The organism is Natrinema altunense (assembly GCF_000731985.1).
GTDB lineage: Archaea > Halobacteriota > Halobacteria > Halobacteriales > Natrialbaceae > Natrinema > Natrinema altunense.
This window is the reverse complement of sequence record NZ_JNCS01000012.1, coordinates 55,672-72,654: the sequence shown is the minus strand read 5'-3', so window position 1 is coordinate 72,654 and position 16,983 is coordinate 55,672. Positions and strand designations below refer to the sequence as shown.

The following is a 16,983-nucleotide window of genomic DNA, read 5'->3' as shown; positions in this document are numbered from 1 at the left end:
CTTCAGTTACGAACATATGATTGTAATAGGTAACCGACCGACAGCGAGTCGAACCGCGTCGAATACGCCGTGACCGAACGCATGCCTTCCATCGACGGAACGAACGGGAAGTCGGTGATCGGCCATCGACAATGAGCCGGCTCACGTACCCGTCGGAGCTGGATCTCGAGTCGAACTGGGCTTCCGGCGAGATCGTAGCTAACGGCTGTCGACATCGGTTCGTGAAGACGGGCACGGGAGAGGAGCCACCCGTGCTGTTCGCACACGGGTTCACGGACAATTGGCAGTGTCTCGCCCCGCTCGCCGCACAGTTCGCCGACGAGCACGAGGTGATACTGTACGACGCCCGAGGCCACGGGTTGAGCGAAGCCCCGGAGACGGGCTACGACGCGGAAACGATGACGGACGATCTGCTGGCCCTCTGTGACGCCCTGAACGTCGAGCGCCCCATCCTGTACGGGCATTCGCTCGGTGCGGATTCGATCGCTCGTGCCACCGCCCGGAGCGGACTCCAGCCTCGAGCGCTCGTTTTGGAGGATCACCCCGCACAGCTGTTCGAAGCGCTCGGGGAGGATCACCTCCCGAACAAACGAGCCCAGCTCGACCGGTGGAGTACCGCCACTCACGAATCGCTTCGTGACGAGTTCGAACCACGGTACCCCCGTTTCGCCGACGTACTGGCCACCGCTCGAAAGCAAGTGCGGTCTCAGGTACTGGGGATTACGAAGCGTGGTTTCGAGCCGTTGGAAACCGTCCTCCCGGACCCGCCCTGTCCGACGCTGCTCCTTCGTCCCGACCCTACCGTCGCTTCCTACACGACTCCCTCGCGGGATCGACGGTGGGCAACCGGGACCACCACAGTCCGAAGCGTCGACGGCGCGGGACATACGATCTTCCGCGATCGGCCGTCCGTCTGCCTCGAGTTGCTCGAGGAGTTCCTCGCCGAACGGGACATCGACAGATAGAGCCCGGAACCGATCGCCATCGCTGTGAGAGTCACGAACACGTCACGGACCGGGAGCCAAGTGGCAGGTACTCGCCGTCGGAAGAGCGCGGCCGGGAACACTCTGTCTAGGGTGCTCTCACGAATCGTGCGCTACGAACGCGTCACCGGCGGCTTCGGCCATCTCTTTCGCTTCGATATGCGAGTACGACTCCCGGACCACCGCTTCGCTGTTATCCAGCAGGCGAGCGGCGGCGGTGAATCCACGCTGTCGCACCATCACCTCGCCGACGCCGCGACGGCCACCGTGGGGGACGAGGTAGCCGTGTTCGTCGTCGAGGTCTATTTCGGCCGCGTCACAGAGACGGCGCATGATCCGACGAGCGCCATCGGTGTTGATCGACGACGGTGTCAGTTCGTACTCGCGAAGCGCGTCGAAAACCTCCGACTGACCGGTACACCCCTCGACGAAGTCCTCGATCTCGTCCGCCGACCAGCCGTGTACTTCCCGGAGTCCCGTTCGGAGCGTCCCGTACAGTGTCGGGAGGTGAAACGTCGGGAACACCGGCCAGTCGTCTCCAGCGGGATCGAGTATTCTTCTGTATCGTAACATAGGCTTTATAGCCTGCTCGGTCAGTGACCGATCGGACCAGTCCTGCTTTTTCGCGAGGACGGTCATCGTCCGATCCTCGAGCGAGACATCGCCCCACTCGAGGCCGTTTCGACGATCGTCCTTCGGGTCTGCGAAGATCTCACCGCCGCGAACGCCGGCATAACAGAGAACGTACACGAGCGCTCGATCGCGAAACTCCTGAATCGCATCGAGTCCCTTCTCGTCGGCGGCATCGTGCGCTCGTTCGTCGACGTAGCGCGTGATCCGCACTCGATGCTCGTCGGTCCACGACTGTTGCTCGCCGGATCGTCGGCCGTCGGTTTCCGGGAGCGGTTCCGTCGCGACGTTCCGCTGGGCGTAGTTCGCCTCGAGGAGCCCCTCGCGAACGCACCACCCGATATAGGCACTGACGTGTGCGTAGTACGTCCGAACCGTTCCCGGTGCGAGATCCCGTCCCGCAAGCGCTCGAGCGTACCGTCGGAACGTCCGTTCGTCTAGCTCCGCGAACGTCACGTCCGAACCGGTCTCCGCCTCGAGCCAGTCAAGGAAGTCGTCAATACAGCGCTCGAGGTTCCGTCGATAGTTCCCGCTTTCCTCGCTGCCCTTCGCTTTGGACCGCAGGAACGCCGCGAGCGGCTCGGCGACCGCCGTCGATTCGGCCGTCACGATCGGTCACCCTCGAGAGCCGGGTTCGTGCTGGATTCCATCGTTCGTGATTCAGGGAGGGCGTGGACTCTCATAAAACCACACGTGATTATCGAACTAATCAAGTGTGATCGATCCGGAACCGAATTCGGCCGTTCTCGGGCAGTTGACGCCAGTAGCGGCGGAAGCCATACTCTAATAAACTATTAGACGCTATATAGAACATACGCACGGGGAAGTTGAGACTACAGCGGGCATAGCGGGCCTGTAATGTGCAGTTTCGGCTGATTCAGTGAACAGGAACTGGCTCAGATTGCTCTCCAAACGGCCAATCTTGTTGAGCTTCCAATTAAACACGCGAATTTGGGCGACTTCCAGAAGTGTTGACTCGGACATCGCGCTACCCCCATCCGAGTTTCTTTCTACCCGATTCCAGTCTCCTTCTTCAACAGCATCAGCGTGTTGTCGGCCGTCACAATGCGATGTTCGTATTCATCAGTCAATTCGACCTGCACAAGCAGGTCTACCGCCCGCCAGATCGAGTACAATAGACAGGCGAACGCGAAGTAGAAGAACCGGAGGGCAAAATCCTTCGAGGCCGTCGTGCCCATGAATCGCTTGATTGACTTGTAGCCACTCTCAATCTCCCATCTGTACCCGTACTCCGTGAGAAGACCACTGCCTCGGTTTGGCATAACCACCGAATATTGCCGATGATCGTCGTATTCGGAGCTCTCCTTCCGCCGATAGACCAGCGTCGTTGAGTGCCACTCGTTGTGGCCCAAATGCAATTTTCGATCAGTTTCGTAGCGGTCCCTTCCCCGTTTGAGAAGGCGTTTCGCCTGAGCTTTCTCGCTGGTCTGCATCCGCTTCGGGACGACATAGGACAGACCGCGCTGGCTCAACAGCTCCAGAATGTGCTGTCCGATTCCAGTGCGGCAAGCGACGTGCGATCGAACAGCAGGTTAAACTCGTACGCTGGCCAGTTGACGTAGGAGTGGTGGACAATCTGGCGAAAGAGTATTCGACGCGACTCGGGGTCATAGCGTAGGTACTGATAGCAAAGCGTCCAAGACCGGTTGATCAAGAGTGGACAGTGATTGGTTTCATCAGCGGAAGTGTTGCGGTTAGTTGAAGTAAGAGGCAATTCCAGATTGTGTTTCTCGCCAATATTTCCAGAGGTAGGATAGATCACTAATATATAATAATTTTACAATTTCCTGCTTGCTGCCATCGTTAATATCTGAAAGGGTATCCCGAGAGAGCTTGTTCAGATCTTGCATGAGTCGGTCGTACCGTTCGTTTGGTGCAAGGTATAGCAACCTCGTCATCATCAATCGACGGTCTTGTCTGGGGGCAACTTGCTCGTTCCATAGGTCGTCGTAGACTCCCATCTCCTCAGCAGAGATGTTTTTCGTCCTCGTCAGACAGCGGTCGGCTGTCATTGCAGCTGCGCGAGCTGATTTCATACACTTGTAGATTCCCTCTCCCCAGACAGGATCAACCGATGGGACAGTATCACCGATCGCCATAAACGAATCAGTACTCATCGATCCGGGGGGCTGTACATGTGCTGATCCCCGAACTGGACTCTCTGCGATTTGTCTGGCGTTCTCGAACCGTGGGTCAGTATCAAGCCAATGTTCGAGATACCCGTCGACGGTGCGATCGTGAATGGCGTTTTCTTGATAGCGTTCATTCTGGATATAACAGATGCCGACTTTCGCTGTGTCGTCACCCGTATGGAAGATCCACGAATAACCTCCAGGGGCGTACTCGTGGTCCAACCGCAACATCATCGCGTCAGTGAGATCAGCAAACTCGGGATGATTGAGATCGACGCCTTCGAATAAGTATTCAATACCAATCGCGTGGTTCTCCCGCTCAAGATTGGCTATCCCCAGATCTTCAGCCAGTGGCGCAGCCGGACCCGTAGCATCAATAACGATTTCGCCAAAGACCTCCTGGTCACGGTTATAACGGACACCAACGAGATCACCATCTTCGACGATCGGGTCACGAACACGAGCATCAAACCGATACTCAGCACCCTTGTGACGACCATCCTCGACAAGGAACTTCTTGAACGCCTCGAAGTCCAAGACAAAGCCCGGCTGGTCCTGGATAAAGTGTTCATTTGGAGATTCAAGGACTACTGATTCAGTCGCGTGCATAACGACGTCGTCCGGGATGCCGAAGGAGGTCATCATTGACGCAAACGTTCCGCCGGTAGATTTGTCACTTTGAGCTGGGAATTCATCTTCTGCTTCGGTTTCTAGGACGACAACATCGTACCCACGGTCAGCTAGATCTCGTGCACACTGCGCCCCCGCTGGACCTGCCCCAGCGATGATCACATCATACCTGTTTGACATCGTTGGAGAACAACTACTCAAGAGCGGACGAACAAGATGTTGGAACACAGTGCCACTTTTCGGTTGTTTCTACACAGGCCCGGTGCCCACCATCTTAGTGGGCAGACATCTGTGACACCACGTTGACGAAGTAGACGCCACCGATAATGAGGCCAATTCCGAGAAGGCCTGCCAGATCAACTGGTTCATCAAAAATAACGGCCCCGATACCTGCCACACCGACAATACCCAATGCTGCCCATGTCCCATAGACGACACCCATCGGTAATTCCTCTAACGTCAGGGATAGTAGATAGAACGCTGCCCCATATCCGAGGACAACCCCAATACTGGGAACCGGTTGTGAAAACCCATCGGAGAGTTTGAGGGCAGTTGTCCCGAATAATTCGGAGAGTATTGCACCAGCGAGCAGTACGTATGGATGCATATCGTTAGGTCTCGAAGCCCCCGAGATACGACTATTGAAACAAAACAGCACTTACAATTTGTTTGGAGGCACAATGACAAAGCATGACGGAATTGGGCGAGCTTGGACTCTCAAGTTACGAGGAGAAGGCCTATCGAACCCTTCTCGTAACAGGAGCAGTGACGGCAGCTGAACTCTCTGATACTAGTGGAGTCCCAAAAGGCCGTATCTACGACGTACTAAACGGCCTTGAAGCTCGCAAGTTGATCTGGAGACAGTCAAACGACCCAAATCGGTACGTGGCCGTACAGCCAGAAACCGTCGTCGACAGGCTTCTGGCTGAACGAGCGTATGAACTGAAACAAGAGTGGGACCGTTACCGCGAGAAAGCAGAAACAGTTCGTTCGAACCTTTTGCCGACACCACCAACAGAGAGTAGTTTCTGGCTTGGATCGCTCGGGAGTGACGAAATGAGTACAGCGCTCCAGCAGCATATGCGAACCGCGGAGAATGTTGTCAAAGCAACCGTCGGGCCTCCCTACGAGGATGCGACGTGGGAGACACTCCAATCTGAAGTGGAAGGCTTTTTCGAGGGTGCTAATACGGATTTGTCTGTAGACCTCCTCTTCAGTGAAAAAGCAGTTACCGTACTCCCCGACCGATTCCCACATCTAATTGAAAACCAGCCCGCAGACATAACTGTCAGAACGACTCCTGAGATTGCGCTTTCGTTTGATATCGTGGACAATGTGGAGACGACGATCGATGTGCTACATCCAGTATCTGGTGAAGACAGGATCGGTGTGATCGGGATCAAAGATTCGCAAGTAGTCTCCGAGTTTGAGCAGTACTTCCAACGACTGTGGACCGATGCTGTTCCCCTCCTTGAGTGAGACAGTGATGATGGGAGGAAGACGTGATGTGATGTAATTGACTCAAACCGATATTGCCTCTGTGCATTGAGAAGGCCAGTCTCAACTCCTGCACAGGAATGCAAGATTTCAGCCGAATCAACGACCCGAACCGAGTATTTAAAGAGATCAGGCCAGCGCTGCCGCTCACTCGCACTCGGTCTCTGTCGTCTCGGCCCTCCAATTACCCGATTCCAGTCTGCTTCTTCAACAGTGTGGGCGTATTGTCCGCAGTCACAATTGGGGACTGCTCATATTCAGCCATCAGTTCGACCTGAACCAGAAGGTCAACGGCCCGCCAGATAGAGTATAGGAGACAAGCGAACGCGAAGTAGAAGAACCGGAGAATGAAGTTCTTGGCGGTTGGCGCCGCCATGAACCGCTTGATGCTCCGGTAGCCGCTTTCGATTTCCCAGCGGTAGCCATACTCACTAAGGAATTCCACAGTACCTCTATAGTAACAACTGCAACTATTACACACTGATCGTACAGCTGTCGTGCGGTCAGGTATGCATTGACTTGCAGTGGCTACTATAGTTCCTGCTCACCGGCCACCACTACTACTTCTACTCCGAGGACCTCGAGGCAGTCTCGCCAGAGGAACTGTGTTGTCATACCCTCTTGATCGACGACGGCAGCCGCCACCGCTCGTACTGTCTCCTCCTGCTCAGCCACGTCGACATCAACGAGGAGAATCTCCGAGAGCAGGCGGCGAAGTATGGCCTCGAAGACGAAATCGACGCCGTGCTCCGCTACCTCGAGACGCACGGCGAGGTCGACGACCACTGTCTCCCGGAGTGGGACGGGTTTCAAAAGCTGGCGGCTGACTACGAGGGACGACTATCCTGAGTCCGAACATCGTCACCAGCCGTGCCGTCTGCCAGCGTCAGTTCGGATCGTAGGGATTCGTTGCTGTATCGAGCCGATAGACATCCTCAACAGCGTCAAAATCGTCGTCAAACGCATACAGGTAGCCGAGCCCCTCTGTTTGCATATACGCGACAATGCAGGCATCGACGAAGGAGAGCGGTTCGTGTTGGCGAAAGAAGGCCTTCCCTGTCGCGAGGGCGTCAGTGGTGAGTGAGTCGATGTGGAAGCGGGCGTTTTCTTCGATGCGATCGAGGAGATCGACGGCTGCGTCGTGGCCGGCGTGGGTCGTGAGACCGTTGAGCGTTTCCGCGAGCACGTAGTCGAGAACGATTGCCTCCGGGAGCGTTCCATCGTCGATGCCCTGAAGCACGGGAAGCGCAGCATCGTGGGATCCATCTCGCCGGTATGCGGCGGCAAAGAGGACTGTCGTATCGATGAGTGTACAAGGCATTTACTCGACGTCGACGCCCCAGGCGTCGTGATCGCTCGTCACATTGGTTGACTCCTCACCAACGTAGCCATCAAAATCGGCGAACGTGCCTGTTTGCTGTTGGATAACGTGGACCCGAATGCTCTCGTCGTCTTCGAGATGCCAACGGAGTTGATCACCATCATCGATATCGAGTTCCCGCCGAATCCGAGCGGGGATATTCGCTTGGTTTCCAGACACCTTACTTTCGGCGTCAATTCTGTCGCTGCTCATACCTCCCGGTATGTGGCCGATCGTGAAAAGCCTAGTGTGTCGCCACACTACCCAGTAACAGAAGATGCTGTGATAGGAATGGTATTTTCCCTTATTTGGGAATATGCTTCATTCGCCCAATCTAATGCAGCGTCCGTATCGTTAACTATCAGGGCGAATATGCCGCGTTCAGCAAAAACAAACACAATTATTGTAGTATTGTCAAACATCACAAGATCAAATGAAAATGGGATTTCAGTACAGGGGATTTTGGAGATCATCATCCACTAATTTCTTTAATATCTGCAGAATATTCAGAATCTAACCAATTATAGGCCTTTTTGGGAAAATTACTTCGATCGAGCCCTTCTCATCTGAGATATATGATTAGTAGAATTGACCGTGGTATATAGCTAACACACGTGGTGTTGCTATGCGAACCTCAGTTAAATCCTGGATTACATTAAGTATTAGTAACAGTAGGTCGCCAGATACATTTGGGTGGAGTTCATAAATATCTGCAGCTTGAATAAGCTCTGAACTGATTGGACAATTTGGATCTACTGGTCATATTATTGACTTAGCATTTTCTATATAAATAATCATTCCAACATGTTTCTTCTGGAATTGACTTCGAACTTGCGGGCATCATCGAGGTCGACACAGCTACTTGTAAGACGGCTCGTCCGCCTTTTTCCGGAGTTCGACCGCGGCCTTCTCGAAATGTTCCGCGAGGAACGGCGTTCCCGATGTCGCCCGCTTGTCGAGGAATGCGACGGCGTCAGTGATTGCATCGGCGTCGCGTTCCGCGGTCGCGACACAGCCGACGTACCCATCGAGTGCCCGACTGAACGCACTCGAGAAATGGTCGTACGCGCCGTCAACGCGCTCCATGTTGTCGTCGAGTGACTCGGCGAGTGCCCGGTAGACGGTCGCCGCCGACGCGTACCGCCCCTGCTCGCGGTACTCGTTCGCGAGATCGAACCACTGGGTGAAGTCGATGGGCTCGAAGACGACGTGGTACTCAGGGTTCGTCTCTTCGAACCGTCGGTCGATCGAGGTACGAAACTCGTCGACCGACTGTCTCGTCGACTCGCCGATGCGGGCGAGAAACCGATCGCGGAGATCCGCATCGGTCGCGAGTTCGTCACGCAGGAACGCGCACAGTTCGTCGGCGTGGGCGCCGGCGAGTGCGGCGTCGAGTCGATTTCCTTCGTCTGGTGGTTGGTCGTCAACACACCGAAGCAACACGGCGACGACGTGCTTGCACGCTCCCGGCCCGTCATACGGACAGTCGCACCACGGGGCAAACCCGTCAATGGCGAGGTCAACACGAACATCGTACTGACGGCTGCCACTCACGACGGCGGTTACGGTGGTGTCGACGCGGTGAATATCGCGGATACGGCCCTCAGCAAGATATCGTTCGCCCCGTTCGAGGACTGCGTCCGTGCAGATGTCCCGAACTGCGTCCTCGGTTACGTCCATGTGTGTGGACGATGTTCCAGCGCGAACGGGAAAACCGATACGTCGATCTCGCTTTCGCTCCGGATCGGAACGGTCTCACTCTGAGAGGAGCCACGATGCTGTTGCAGCACTCCGTAGAACCCGGCAGCTTGGAGGGAGTCCTACTCGGTCGCGAGTTCGTCGTAGATTTCCTCGTGCTCGTCGAGGTCCTGCCGGCCGAGGAACCGAATGAGATACTGCCGCGCCTCCTCGGGGGACATCTCATCGGGAATCTCGGGCTGGTCACTTTCGGCGGCCATACTTACATCTCACTATGGGATTCGTGGTCATAATCGTTCGGTTCGTGTCGTTCATCGTCGCCTGTGTCGTGCTTGGGATCTCTAGGTAGCTGATCTGTGCCTTCGATGCGTGACAGCCACAGGTTGATGGTTGCCTCGTACTCTGGGGCGAGCGGCTCTGTGTGTGCTCGGAGATAGTCGATCACGTCGTCCTCATTGACACTGCTCTCATCTGTCGCGAGCGCTTTCAGGATCTCTTTGATCTCCCGATCGTAGTCAAAGCGGCGGCCATTCAACGCGTAGAAAATTCGGGTCGACATGAGTGCCGTTCGTTTGTTGCCGTCAACGAATGGATGATTCGCCGCAATGAGCCGCAGCAGTTGGAAGGCTTTCTCGTGGAGTGACTCGGGCACTTGACCGAAATGGCCTGCCTGAATATGCTCTACGGCATATTCAAGATCGCCTGATGATGAGACACCAGCGGTTGTCTCTGCATTTGACTCCACGATCAACTCGTGGATGTCACGGATATCTGCAGCCGACAAATAGCTGACTGTGCCCAATTCATCGTCCATTATCAGTATCCACTGTTACAACGCATATCTAATCTCTGCTTTCTGCAGATACCTCTCGTTTCTGTGTAGTGCTCTTTAGGACCACTCTTTGTTCACCGTCCAACTGTTGTAATGTGTCCCGATGGGTCCGAACCGTTGATTGTGAGATATTCGCGGCTTCTGCAGCTTCGGATTGGGTTAGCCATCGTCCCTCCTCGCGACCGGCCTTGTGGAGACAGGCCGCTGTGAACCCGGCCGGATGGACGCCCGTCGTGACGCCGCGCTCTTCGGCCTGCTTCGCGAGTGTTCGGGCCCGTTGTCGGATCTCGTCCGGACACTCGAGGTCCGAGGCGAGGCGCGGCACGAACATGCTGGGGGAGACGGGCTCGGCAGGGAGACCCAGCTCTTCGTTCAGCGTTTTGTACGGGTTCGTGACCCGTGACTCCACGACGCGGGCTATCTCGCTGATGTCGTCCACTAACCGCGAGAGGCCGTTGCACCGGCAGGCCCCGTAGACGCTGGCCGCGGCGATGGCCTCGATGGATCTGCCACGTAGCAGATCCTCGTTCTGGGCGCTTCGGAAGAGCTGGCGCCTGGTCGCGGACCGAATCGGAGAACTCGAGCGCACTCGCCAACCGGCGCACTTCGCCCAGTCCGTGGGCGAGATTCCGTTCCGCTTTCGAGCGCCAGCGACCACGGGTCTGCTCACGGCGCATCCACGCGAGTCGCCGTCGCTTCTGCCCAGAGATCTCATTCCCCTTCGCGTCGGTGCCGCGACCGATTTCCGTCGACAGGCCGCGATCGTGGCGAGCCGCAGTAAGTGGCGCACCCGTTCGCTCGCGCTCCTCGTCGTCGTACGCCCGCCACTCCGGCCCGTGATCGATGCGCTGTTCATCGATGACCAAGCCACAGTCTTTGCAGACCGTTTCGACCGCGTTCGTCGTGACTCGGCCGTCGCACTCGGGACACTGGTTCGCGCTCGAGTCCGTTCGGACGTCTTCGTCGAAGCTAGTTTCGTAGATGTCTCTGGTGGCCATCGTTCTCACCGTGTTCAGGGAACACACCATTCGGCGCGCCCCTCACTCATTGAGGGGACAATAAACGCTATCGAGTACGGATATGGATTTAGCCGGATTGGGGCTCAGATGTCAGTACTTGAGTTGCTGTAGTGTACCTCATCTCAATGGAGTGGAGCACATATTGAAGCAGGGACTAATCAGACGTACTTTTCTGTAGTAGCACTGTCAGTGGGTTAGTATGGATTTGGAACGAGGTTGGCGGGGTGATGCGTCAGAAGCCTTAGTCGCGGCAGATATCCTCCGAAATGGGTATGGTGTAGCTTATCCCCACGGTCACGAGCAAAAATACGACTTGGTAATCGACGTTGGATGGGAGCTATTACGAGTTCAGGTGAAAACTGCGAGCGATTATGATGAATACCGTTACGAGCTGGAAATTTCTCCAGAAAAGTACTCCGATGGTACCGTCGATATATTTGCTGGTGCCATCCACAGAGAGGGCACAGCGATATACATGCCTGCTCACGAAATGGAAAAGACGCAACGTGTGAATTTCAATCCTCCTGAGGAGATGCCTAGTGATTGGCATCGTGAACAGGCGAACCTGCCTGGAGAATTCTCGATAGATGAGGCGCTCCTCAAAATTCGAGAGTTTACTGACTCTTAGTTATGTGATTCGCTGGTTGACCTGTTGTTGAGGTTGTGGCTGCGCGCGCAGCGAAGCGAGCACGGAGCGGAGGGTGGGGCGGTGGGGTCTGGGTTGGTCCGGCACACAACAAAAAAGAAGGCCACTCCGACTGGCTATTCTTCCCACCACCGACCGCGCTCTGGGAATTCGATCTTGCGACAGCCTGTGATGGCGAGACTGCACCGGCCTTGGTACCAGTTTTTCTTGATTGCTCTGAACCTGACTGTCTGCCCTTCTCGAACCACCGTCTTCCTGCTCTTCTCCCAGACCGTGAATTTCGTACGCCCGGTTTCGTCCTCGATGAGTCCGACTTGCTGAATGGCGCTACTGCTGGGAGACGGACGTCGACGCTTTCTGGTGTCACCGCAAGGCGGATTCCTTCCACGGTGAACTGTACTTCCACGTTTCCGTTCGACGAGTTCACGATCTGCTCGAGTGCTTCGACGTCGACAGCGTCGTACAGCTGGTACTCGTTTCGATCCAATCCACACGCTTCGAGCGTCTCGATAATCTCGACGAGGAGGTTCGGCGATGCCCCGGGCCCCGTCCTTGAAGAGCAATTCATCATAACGCTCTACGATATGGATTCCTGGCATTTGAAGATCTATGAGTTAACTGTAGTTGCTTGCGGATTTTTTGGTTGACGTAGCGCGTTCGGGATAGCGTCGGCACAACCACAAGCGATTATGCGCTTTGACGCCGACTGGATGTCGCGTGCCGATGACCGCATTCTCGAGCATCTCTCTGAAGCCGGCCCCGATACCCCAAAGGAAATGGCGGACAGCGACCGTGTCCGCTTCTCTCGGCAACACATCAACGCCCGCTGCAAGACGCTGGTCGAATACGGACTCCTCGTCCACCTCGGCAACGGTGTCTACGATATCACGCGAACGGGAGAGCAGTATCTCGCTGGCGAACTTGACGCTCGTGACCTCGAAGCTGACTGAACCTACCCCTCCAGAAGCGCCACTAATTGGGCGACGTACGGGCTGTTGTCCCAGCTCCGGTGGGGCTGATCACGCTAAGTAGCGTTCGCGCCTCGTCGTGGGTCATATCGCCGTTCCGGGCGTAGTCACAGATAAGCCGCGGTGTCGGGACGATACGCGGCCCCTGGAGCACAGCGTGAATCAGTGGGAAGTTCGTGCCGCCAAATTCGTCGGTGAGAAAGCCGTCAACGTCGAGCGCGTTCGCGAAGACGATGCCATCAGTTTCGCCGTCATCGAGGCCGAACGTCGGTCGCGCGTCCGGGGTGTCCTCGCGCGCATACGGATCTTCGACCGTGTAGTGGCCACGGGCCGCGAGGACGTTACTCGCGGCTGCGGCGTGGATGTCCTGATATTGCGTGATGTCGCGGAGTTCTGCGACTACTTCCGGAGGGACGACCACGTCACAGGAGGTGAGCAGGTATTGGAACGGGTCGGGAATATCGGTACCGATGGCTGCATCCGCATGGGGCACCGCGAGACTAACGAGCGCGCTCGTGTCGGCGACGACTGTTCGCAGTCGTGGACCGCTCAGCAATCGTCGTCGGCTCCGGTGTCGACTGTCGTCACGTCCCCCTCGTAGATGTCGACATCGTCAGGGGTAGCGAGATCGAGCGGTTCGTCTTCGAGGTCCGCTTTGAGAAGACGGAGCCGCGTGGCGGACATGGCACCAACGAGGTCTGTAAGCTGGTCACCGGTGAGCCTGGCAGTGTAGTACATCGTTGCGATCGCCTTCGAAAGCGGGTCTCCGCCGTTCATCGGTCGCGCAGCCGATCGCGAGCGGCCGCGAACCGAACGGGATCTGTGTCGCCAGCCGCAGCCATCTCGTTAGCCGACTGGAGCTGCGAGTCGATGAGCCGATTCTGTTGGCGTGACCACTCACTATCGTCGTGGGTCCGAACGTACTCCGCCCACTGTTTGATCATCGCTCGCCGTTGCTCCGTGTTCCGGCGGTGATCGTCTTCAAATTTGTTTGAGTTCAGCATAGTATTCCTCCACTCCAAGCTCGTTGACATACGTTTCGAGCTGCTCCGTGTTAAATCGTTCCTCGAACGTCAGGTAGAGGTGAAGTGCATCCTCGAAGTCCTTCCCGCTGAGGCTGTCTGCAGCTTGTGCAAGCCGGAGTTTGTACGCGATTTGGAGTTCAAGCGGACTGATCTCGATCTGCCCCTCATCGAAGGTCACCGTAAGGGGGTTCGAGAGGGCCTCACGCTCAACGTCGTTTGAAACAAACCACGTCTCGAAGTTCGGATACATCTCCCCATCCTCAGCAATTCGGATTCGGCTGCCCTCGCTCAACATCGAATACATCTCATCAAGCGGCATCGCCATCCCCCAGTACCCGTGATCTTTGAGTTCGGTAACCAACTGCTCAGTCTCCGTTTCAGACAGCGACTCCAGAATGACGTCGATGTCCTCTGTCGATCGAGATCGACCAGTGAGGATCGCGACGTACCCACTAACGATGACGTAGTCCACTTCGCAGGCGTCGAGGATCTGCGTGAACTCGAGTACATCTTTGTCGAGTTCTGAAAGCTCTCGTGAAACCGTGAGCGTGTCGTCACTGAGTTCCATCAGTTCTCTCCATGGAACGCCGATAAACTAAGCACTGCGTCACTTGTGCCGGCACGCCCGTTTCGATGCTCATACGTTGGCTCCTTCTTCGGTATTATGACGTGCAGCCCCCTCGATATCGTAGTGTTCGTGAACGACGGGCCGGAGCGCCTGGAGGATCATCTCCGCAGCCAGCGGCGAGATGTCCAGATCCTCGGCCATCAGGCGGTGGGTCACTTCGCCACGCTCCCGAGCAACCGCGTAGGTGAGCGCGGTCGCGAGGCCGGCGACGCCGTGGCGGTCGATGTAGGTGTCGATGTCGGCGTCCGTCTCGCGGCGGCCGACGGCGTCGATGAGCGCCGGCGTGATCGTGTACTCGCGGTCACCGGCGGCCGTCGTCACGGTCAGGTCGATCTCCCGGGCGGCGTACCGGCGCGGCTGCTCGTCGTCGGTGACGTCGACGACGCCGGTGTCGACGAGCCGGTTGACGTAGCTGTAGGCCGTTCCCTGTGCGAGCTCGAGGTCGTCCATCACGTCCTGGACGGTCGCCTCGCCCTCCCGAGCGAGGTACGCGTACAGCTGGGCCAGCTGTGGCTCCTCGAGGAGGTCGGCGACCGAGAGGAAGTCCTGGACGATGTCGCCGTCGGCGCGATTTGAAGTGCGTGACACGGTGGTTCTTGATTACAATTTACAGCGAACCAGTAAAGAGTGTTTGGGTCACTCTGTCGGCGTTGTGACGAGGTGTTCATCGAAATCGCGCGTCCAGTACGTCGCGAGACCACCCGGACTACAGCGGGCACACAGCTGCAACGGGCCTTCCAGATGCCCGATCTCAACCCGAAACCGGGTGAGCGCCGCGAGCGTGTCGACGACCAGCCCACAGCCGTCACAGGCGACGTGATCGCGCGCCTCGGGATCCGGCTCCGTCTGAATCGCGCAGTCGACGCAGATCGGGTGGGTGACCCACTCCTCTTTCCCCCACGTGGAGGCGATTCCGGTCTCTGCCCCGGGCGGGGTTTCGCAAAGGGCACAGCCGGCCAGCGTCTGTTGCATCACTCATCCCTCTCGCCGGCGTCGTGGGCGGCTGTCCACCCCTCGTGGAAGACGGCGAACTGTTGCATCGATTTGAACGCTGTGTCGCTGGGCTCGTGGGCGAGAAGCCGCTGGTCGACGACCGGTGTGGCAGTCCCGGTATCGAGCAGGTCTCGAACCACTTGGTGAGCCGTCTCGTCGTCAAGATCCGCCGTCGACGGTGACCGGACATCCCGATCTTGCGCGAGCAAGTCCGCCTCGAACCGCTCATGATCATCTGCCGTAGCGTCGTATCTATCCGGATACTGCACCAATTCATTCACCGCTTGACGCGATCTCAACCGAGCAACCCGAGACGATCGAGGTACCGATCAACGACCTCCAAGCGTGATTTCTCGACGCCGAACTGTCCGTTGTTCGCGTCGCGGCCGCTGGAGCGCTGGTAGGCACTCGCTGCAGCCCAACCCGATGCCGTCTCGGACGACCTAACGGAGGCGACAGACCGCATTGCGGTCTCCGAGTGAGCCAGTCCAATGACGAGAACCTAGCTCAGATGGAGATAGGCGTCGTCGATGGTACTGATCGTCCGAAATGCCGCTGCCACGGTCGGCTTCTCGTCGACCGAATCCATGTCGCCGACACGGGACCGTAATTCGGTGATCACCAGCGCCCTCACGGCAGGCTTCGCGGCGACGAACCGTTCGATCGCCTCTGTCGACTCGTCGTCGGCGAGCAGGAGCGCACAGATCCCCTCGGCCGCCGTTGCCGCTTCAGGATCCACAGCGTCGATAGCCAGCAGTGCCTCGGTAGCCTCCATACGCACCCACGGGTCCTCGTCGAAGATGCGCTGTAGTACCGAGACGATACGGGGTGCCTCGCGTGGGTAGGTCACGCCCAGCCGCCCGAGCGCCAGCATGATGTGTATCTGTTCACCGCCGGGGCCGGATCCGATGAACTCGACAGATGGCGACAGCAACTCGAGGATGTCGTCGATGACGGGACGAACCGTTTCCGGGTGCGTTTCCGCGAGCGATGCGAGCGCCGTGGTCGCACTGGAACAGACCGTCCAACTGTCGTCGTCCAGACACGCCCGGAAGTCGTCGATGGAAAGACGGTCCGCATCCGGATACGTTTCCGCGATCGATCCGAGCCGAAGGATCGCTTTGGATCGGACGTTTGGGACGTCGTCGGCAAGGCACGCCTCGAAATCGTCGAACGGCGGATCGATCGCCTCGGGTCGCCCCGCAGCAATCTCCCCCAGAACGATCAGTGCGCGTTCCCGGATCCACGTATTATCGTCATCGAGAACGCCTCGGAGGTCGTCAGCGATCGGTACAAACAGTTCGGCGTGGTGTTTGCACAGTTCCCTGAGGGCCAACATTGCCTCCGACCGAGTTGATTCGTCGGCGTCGCCGAGACACTGTTGGAGGGTGTCGACGGCGGGACGGATCACTGTCTCGGCCCGCTCTCGACCGATGGCCGAGAGGCTCTCGGCAGCGGGTTCGCGGACTCACCTGGGCTGGTCGAAACAGTGCTCCAGCAACACGTCGACGGCCGCCTCGGTTCGTTCCTCGTCGACGATGCCGACTGAGCGAATGCCGTACAGGATGACATCTCGGTCTCGGCCGTCTTCGGCCGCAAGCAACTCCCGCAACGCCTCGAATTCGACATCGCCCGCCGTCCCGTCCTCGAAGGCGTCGACCAATTCCCCCACTCTCCTCCTCGTTCCGGTTGCCCCATAAAAATCATCAGGCATACCCTCTGATTGAGAGGAGGCACTTACTGTAATATATCCCCGGATTCGACACGACGACCCAATCCCACTCACGACCAGCCATCTTATATCCAGCATCGATGGACGGGAACGAAATGGTCGACGAGTCGCGGGATATCGCCCAATCGGAAGCCCTCGAGATATACGAGGACGAGCAGTTCGGGACGTTCGAGCGGGGATTTAGCAGCG

Annotated in this window: 21 protein-coding genes and 7 pseudogenes; 5 read left to right on the top strand and 23 right to left on the bottom strand. The window is 57.3% G+C overall.

Annotation, left to right across the window (positions count from 1 at the left end; all coding sequences use genetic code 11):
* Positions 1-131: 131 nt before the first annotated feature.
* Positions 132-965 (top strand): alpha/beta fold hydrolase, encoded by an 834-nt coding sequence (locus tag ALTAJ2_RS16640; RefSeq protein WP_007107471.1) that lies wholly within the window; start codon positions 132-134, stop codon positions 963-965.
* 117 nt (positions 966-1,082) lie between these two features.
* Here the strand turns inward: ALTAJ2_RS16640 and ALTAJ2_RS16635 are convergent, their stop codons facing one another.
* The 4 genes and pseudogenes from ALTAJ2_RS16635 to ALTAJ2_RS16615 form a co-directional block, all read right to left on the bottom strand.
* Positions 1,083-2,222 (bottom strand): tyrosine-type recombinase/integrase, encoded by a 1,140-nt coding sequence (locus ALTAJ2_RS16635; protein ID WP_050031488.1) that lies wholly within the window; start codon positions 2,220-2,222, stop codon positions 1,083-1,085.
* 401 nt (positions 2,223-2,623) lie between these two features.
* Positions 2,624-3,124 (bottom strand): annotated as a pseudogene (locus ALTAJ2_RS16630) (transposase); the annotation flags it as partial.
* A 204-nt stretch (positions 3,125-3,328) separates the two neighbouring features.
* Positions 3,329-4,576, bottom strand: a complete 1,248-nt coding sequence (locus tag ALTAJ2_RS18870) for a digeranylgeranylglycerophospholipid reductase (RefSeq protein WP_049899509.1) — start codon at positions 4,574-4,576, stop codon at positions 3,329-3,331.
* A gap of 94 nt (positions 4,577-4,670) precedes the next feature.
* Positions 4,671-5,003, bottom strand: coding sequence for a DMT family transporter (locus ALTAJ2_RS16615; protein WP_007107477.1), 333 nt, complete (start codon positions 5,001-5,003; stop codon positions 4,671-4,673).
* 83 nt (positions 5,004-5,086) lie between these two features.
* Here ALTAJ2_RS16615 and ALTAJ2_RS16610 point away from each other — a divergent pair, with 83 nt between their 5' ends.
* On the top strand, positions 5,087-5,875 hold the full coding sequence (locus ALTAJ2_RS16610) for a TrmB family transcriptional regulator (RefSeq protein ID WP_049899512.1): 789 nt from the start codon (positions 5,087-5,089) through the stop codon (positions 5,873-5,875).
* Between the two features lie 202 nt (positions 5,876-6,077).
* Here ALTAJ2_RS16610 and ALTAJ2_RS16605 read toward each other — a convergent pair.
* A pseudogene (locus tag ALTAJ2_RS16605) lies at positions 6,078-6,329 on the bottom strand (transposase); the annotation flags it as partial.
* Between the two features lie 101 nt (positions 6,330-6,430).
* On the opposite strand from ALTAJ2_RS16605, the pseudogene ALTAJ2_RS16600 reads away from it, so the two are divergent.
* A pseudogene (locus tag ALTAJ2_RS16600) lies at positions 6,431-6,742 on the top strand (transcriptional regulator TrmB); the annotation flags it as partial.
* A gap of 37 nt (positions 6,743-6,779) precedes the next feature.
* Here the strand turns inward: ALTAJ2_RS16600 and ALTAJ2_RS16595 are convergent.
* The 7 genes and pseudogenes from ALTAJ2_RS16595 to ALTAJ2_RS16575 all read right to left on the bottom strand — a co-directional run bounded on the left by ALTAJ2_RS16595 (position 6,780) and on the right by ALTAJ2_RS16575 (position 10,781).
* Complete coding sequence (locus tag ALTAJ2_RS16595) at positions 6,780-7,214, bottom strand: PIN domain-containing protein (protein WP_007107481.1); 435 nt, start codon at positions 7,212-7,214, stop codon at positions 6,780-6,782.
* Positions 7,215-7,466, bottom strand: a complete 252-nt coding sequence (locus tag ALTAJ2_RS16590; protein ID WP_007107482.1) for an AbrB/MazE/SpoVT family DNA-binding domain-containing protein — start codon at positions 7,464-7,466, stop codon at positions 7,215-7,217.
* Positions 7,467-7,513: 47 nt separating this feature from the next.
* Complete coding sequence (locus ALTAJ2_RS20500; protein ID WP_449406478.1) at positions 7,514-7,675, bottom strand: hypothetical protein; 162 nt, start codon at positions 7,673-7,675, stop codon at positions 7,514-7,516.
* Positions 7,676-8,111: 436 nt separating this feature from the next.
* A complete protein-coding gene (locus tag ALTAJ2_RS16585; protein ID WP_007107483.1) occupies positions 8,112-8,933 on the bottom strand; it encodes an SWIM zinc finger family protein in 822 nt (273 codons plus the stop codon).
* A 140-nt stretch (positions 8,934-9,073) separates the two neighbouring features.
* Positions 9,074-9,211, bottom strand: coding sequence for a hypothetical protein (locus ALTAJ2_RS19845; RefSeq protein ID WP_007107484.1), 138 nt, complete (start codon positions 9,209-9,211; stop codon positions 9,074-9,076).
* A gap of 2 nt (positions 9,212-9,213) precedes the next feature.
* Positions 9,214-9,765, bottom strand: a complete 552-nt coding sequence (locus ALTAJ2_RS16580) for a type II toxin-antitoxin system death-on-curing family toxin (protein WP_007107485.1) — start codon at positions 9,763-9,765, stop codon at positions 9,214-9,216.
* A 28-nt stretch (positions 9,766-9,793) separates the two neighbouring features.
* Positions 9,794-10,781 (bottom strand): annotated as a pseudogene (locus tag ALTAJ2_RS16575) (transcription initiation factor IIB).
* Positions 10,782-11,001: 220 nt separating this feature from the next.
* On the opposite strand from ALTAJ2_RS16575, the gene ALTAJ2_RS19265 reads away from it, so the two are divergent.
* A complete protein-coding gene (locus ALTAJ2_RS19265; RefSeq protein WP_144240262.1) occupies positions 11,002-11,430 on the top strand; it encodes a group I intron-associated PD-(D/E)XK endonuclease in 429 nt (142 codons plus the stop codon).
* 134 nt (positions 11,431-11,564) lie between these two features.
* Here ALTAJ2_RS19265 and ALTAJ2_RS20395 read toward each other — a convergent pair.
* Positions 11,565-11,786, bottom strand: a pseudogene (locus tag ALTAJ2_RS20395) (DNA-binding protein); the annotation flags it as partial.
* A gap of 5 nt (positions 11,787-11,791) precedes the next feature.
* Positions 11,792-12,016, bottom strand: a pseudogene (locus ALTAJ2_RS18860) (HalOD1 output domain-containing protein); the annotation flags it as partial.
* Positions 12,017-12,137: 121 nt separating this feature from the next.
* Between ALTAJ2_RS18860 and ALTAJ2_RS16570 the strand changes: the two are divergent.
* Complete coding sequence (locus ALTAJ2_RS16570; RefSeq protein ID WP_007107488.1) at positions 12,138-12,398, top strand: helix-turn-helix domain-containing protein; 261 nt, start codon at positions 12,138-12,140, stop codon at positions 12,396-12,398.
* 2 nt (positions 12,399-12,400) lie between these two features.
* Here the strand turns inward: ALTAJ2_RS16570 and ALTAJ2_RS16565 are convergent.
* The 9 genes and pseudogenes from ALTAJ2_RS16565 to ALTAJ2_RS16530 all read right to left on the bottom strand — a co-directional run bounded on the left by ALTAJ2_RS16565 (position 12,401) and on the right by ALTAJ2_RS16530 (position 16,734).
* Positions 12,401-12,969: pseudogene (locus ALTAJ2_RS16565) on the bottom strand (hypothetical protein).
* Positions 12,966-13,193 (bottom strand): hypothetical protein, encoded by a 228-nt coding sequence (locus ALTAJ2_RS16560; RefSeq protein ID WP_007107490.1) that lies wholly within the window; start codon positions 13,191-13,193, stop codon positions 12,966-12,968. The pseudogene ALTAJ2_RS16565 and the gene ALTAJ2_RS16560 overlap by 4 nt, the downstream one beginning before the upstream one ends.
* On the bottom strand, positions 13,190-13,420 hold the full coding sequence (locus ALTAJ2_RS19260; RefSeq protein WP_144240261.1) for a hypothetical protein: 231 nt from the start codon (positions 13,418-13,420) through the stop codon (positions 13,190-13,192). Before ALTAJ2_RS19260 ends, ALTAJ2_RS16560 begins: the two co-directional genes overlap by 4 nt.
* On the bottom strand, positions 13,398-14,009 hold the full coding sequence (locus ALTAJ2_RS16555; protein WP_007107492.1) for a hypothetical protein: 612 nt from the start codon (positions 14,007-14,009) through the stop codon (positions 13,398-13,400). The genes ALTAJ2_RS19260 and ALTAJ2_RS16555 overlap by 23 nt, the downstream gene beginning before the upstream one ends.
* A gap of 69 nt (positions 14,010-14,078) precedes the next feature.
* Positions 14,079-14,657, bottom strand: coding sequence for a DUF7437 domain-containing protein (locus ALTAJ2_RS16550; protein WP_007107493.1), 579 nt, complete (start codon positions 14,655-14,657; stop codon positions 14,079-14,081).
* A gap of 48 nt (positions 14,658-14,705) precedes the next feature.
* On the bottom strand, positions 14,706-15,041 hold the full coding sequence (locus ALTAJ2_RS16545) for a DUF7558 family protein (protein WP_049899524.1): 336 nt from the start codon (positions 15,039-15,041) through the stop codon (positions 14,706-14,708).
* Positions 15,041-15,331, bottom strand: coding sequence for a hypothetical protein (locus ALTAJ2_RS16540; RefSeq protein ID WP_049899582.1), 291 nt, complete (start codon positions 15,329-15,331; stop codon positions 15,041-15,043). Before ALTAJ2_RS16540 ends, ALTAJ2_RS16545 begins: the two co-directional genes overlap by 1 nt.
* A 233-nt stretch (positions 15,332-15,564) precedes the next feature.
* A complete protein-coding gene (locus tag ALTAJ2_RS16535) occupies positions 15,565-16,497 on the bottom strand; it encodes a HEAT repeat domain-containing protein (protein ID WP_144240260.1) in 933 nt (310 codons plus the stop codon).
* A 33-nt stretch (positions 16,498-16,530) separates the two neighbouring features.
* On the bottom strand, positions 16,531-16,734 hold the full coding sequence (locus ALTAJ2_RS16530; protein WP_144240259.1) for a hypothetical protein: 204 nt from the start codon (positions 16,732-16,734) through the stop codon (positions 16,531-16,533).
* Positions 16,735-16,983: the final 249 nt, after the last annotated feature.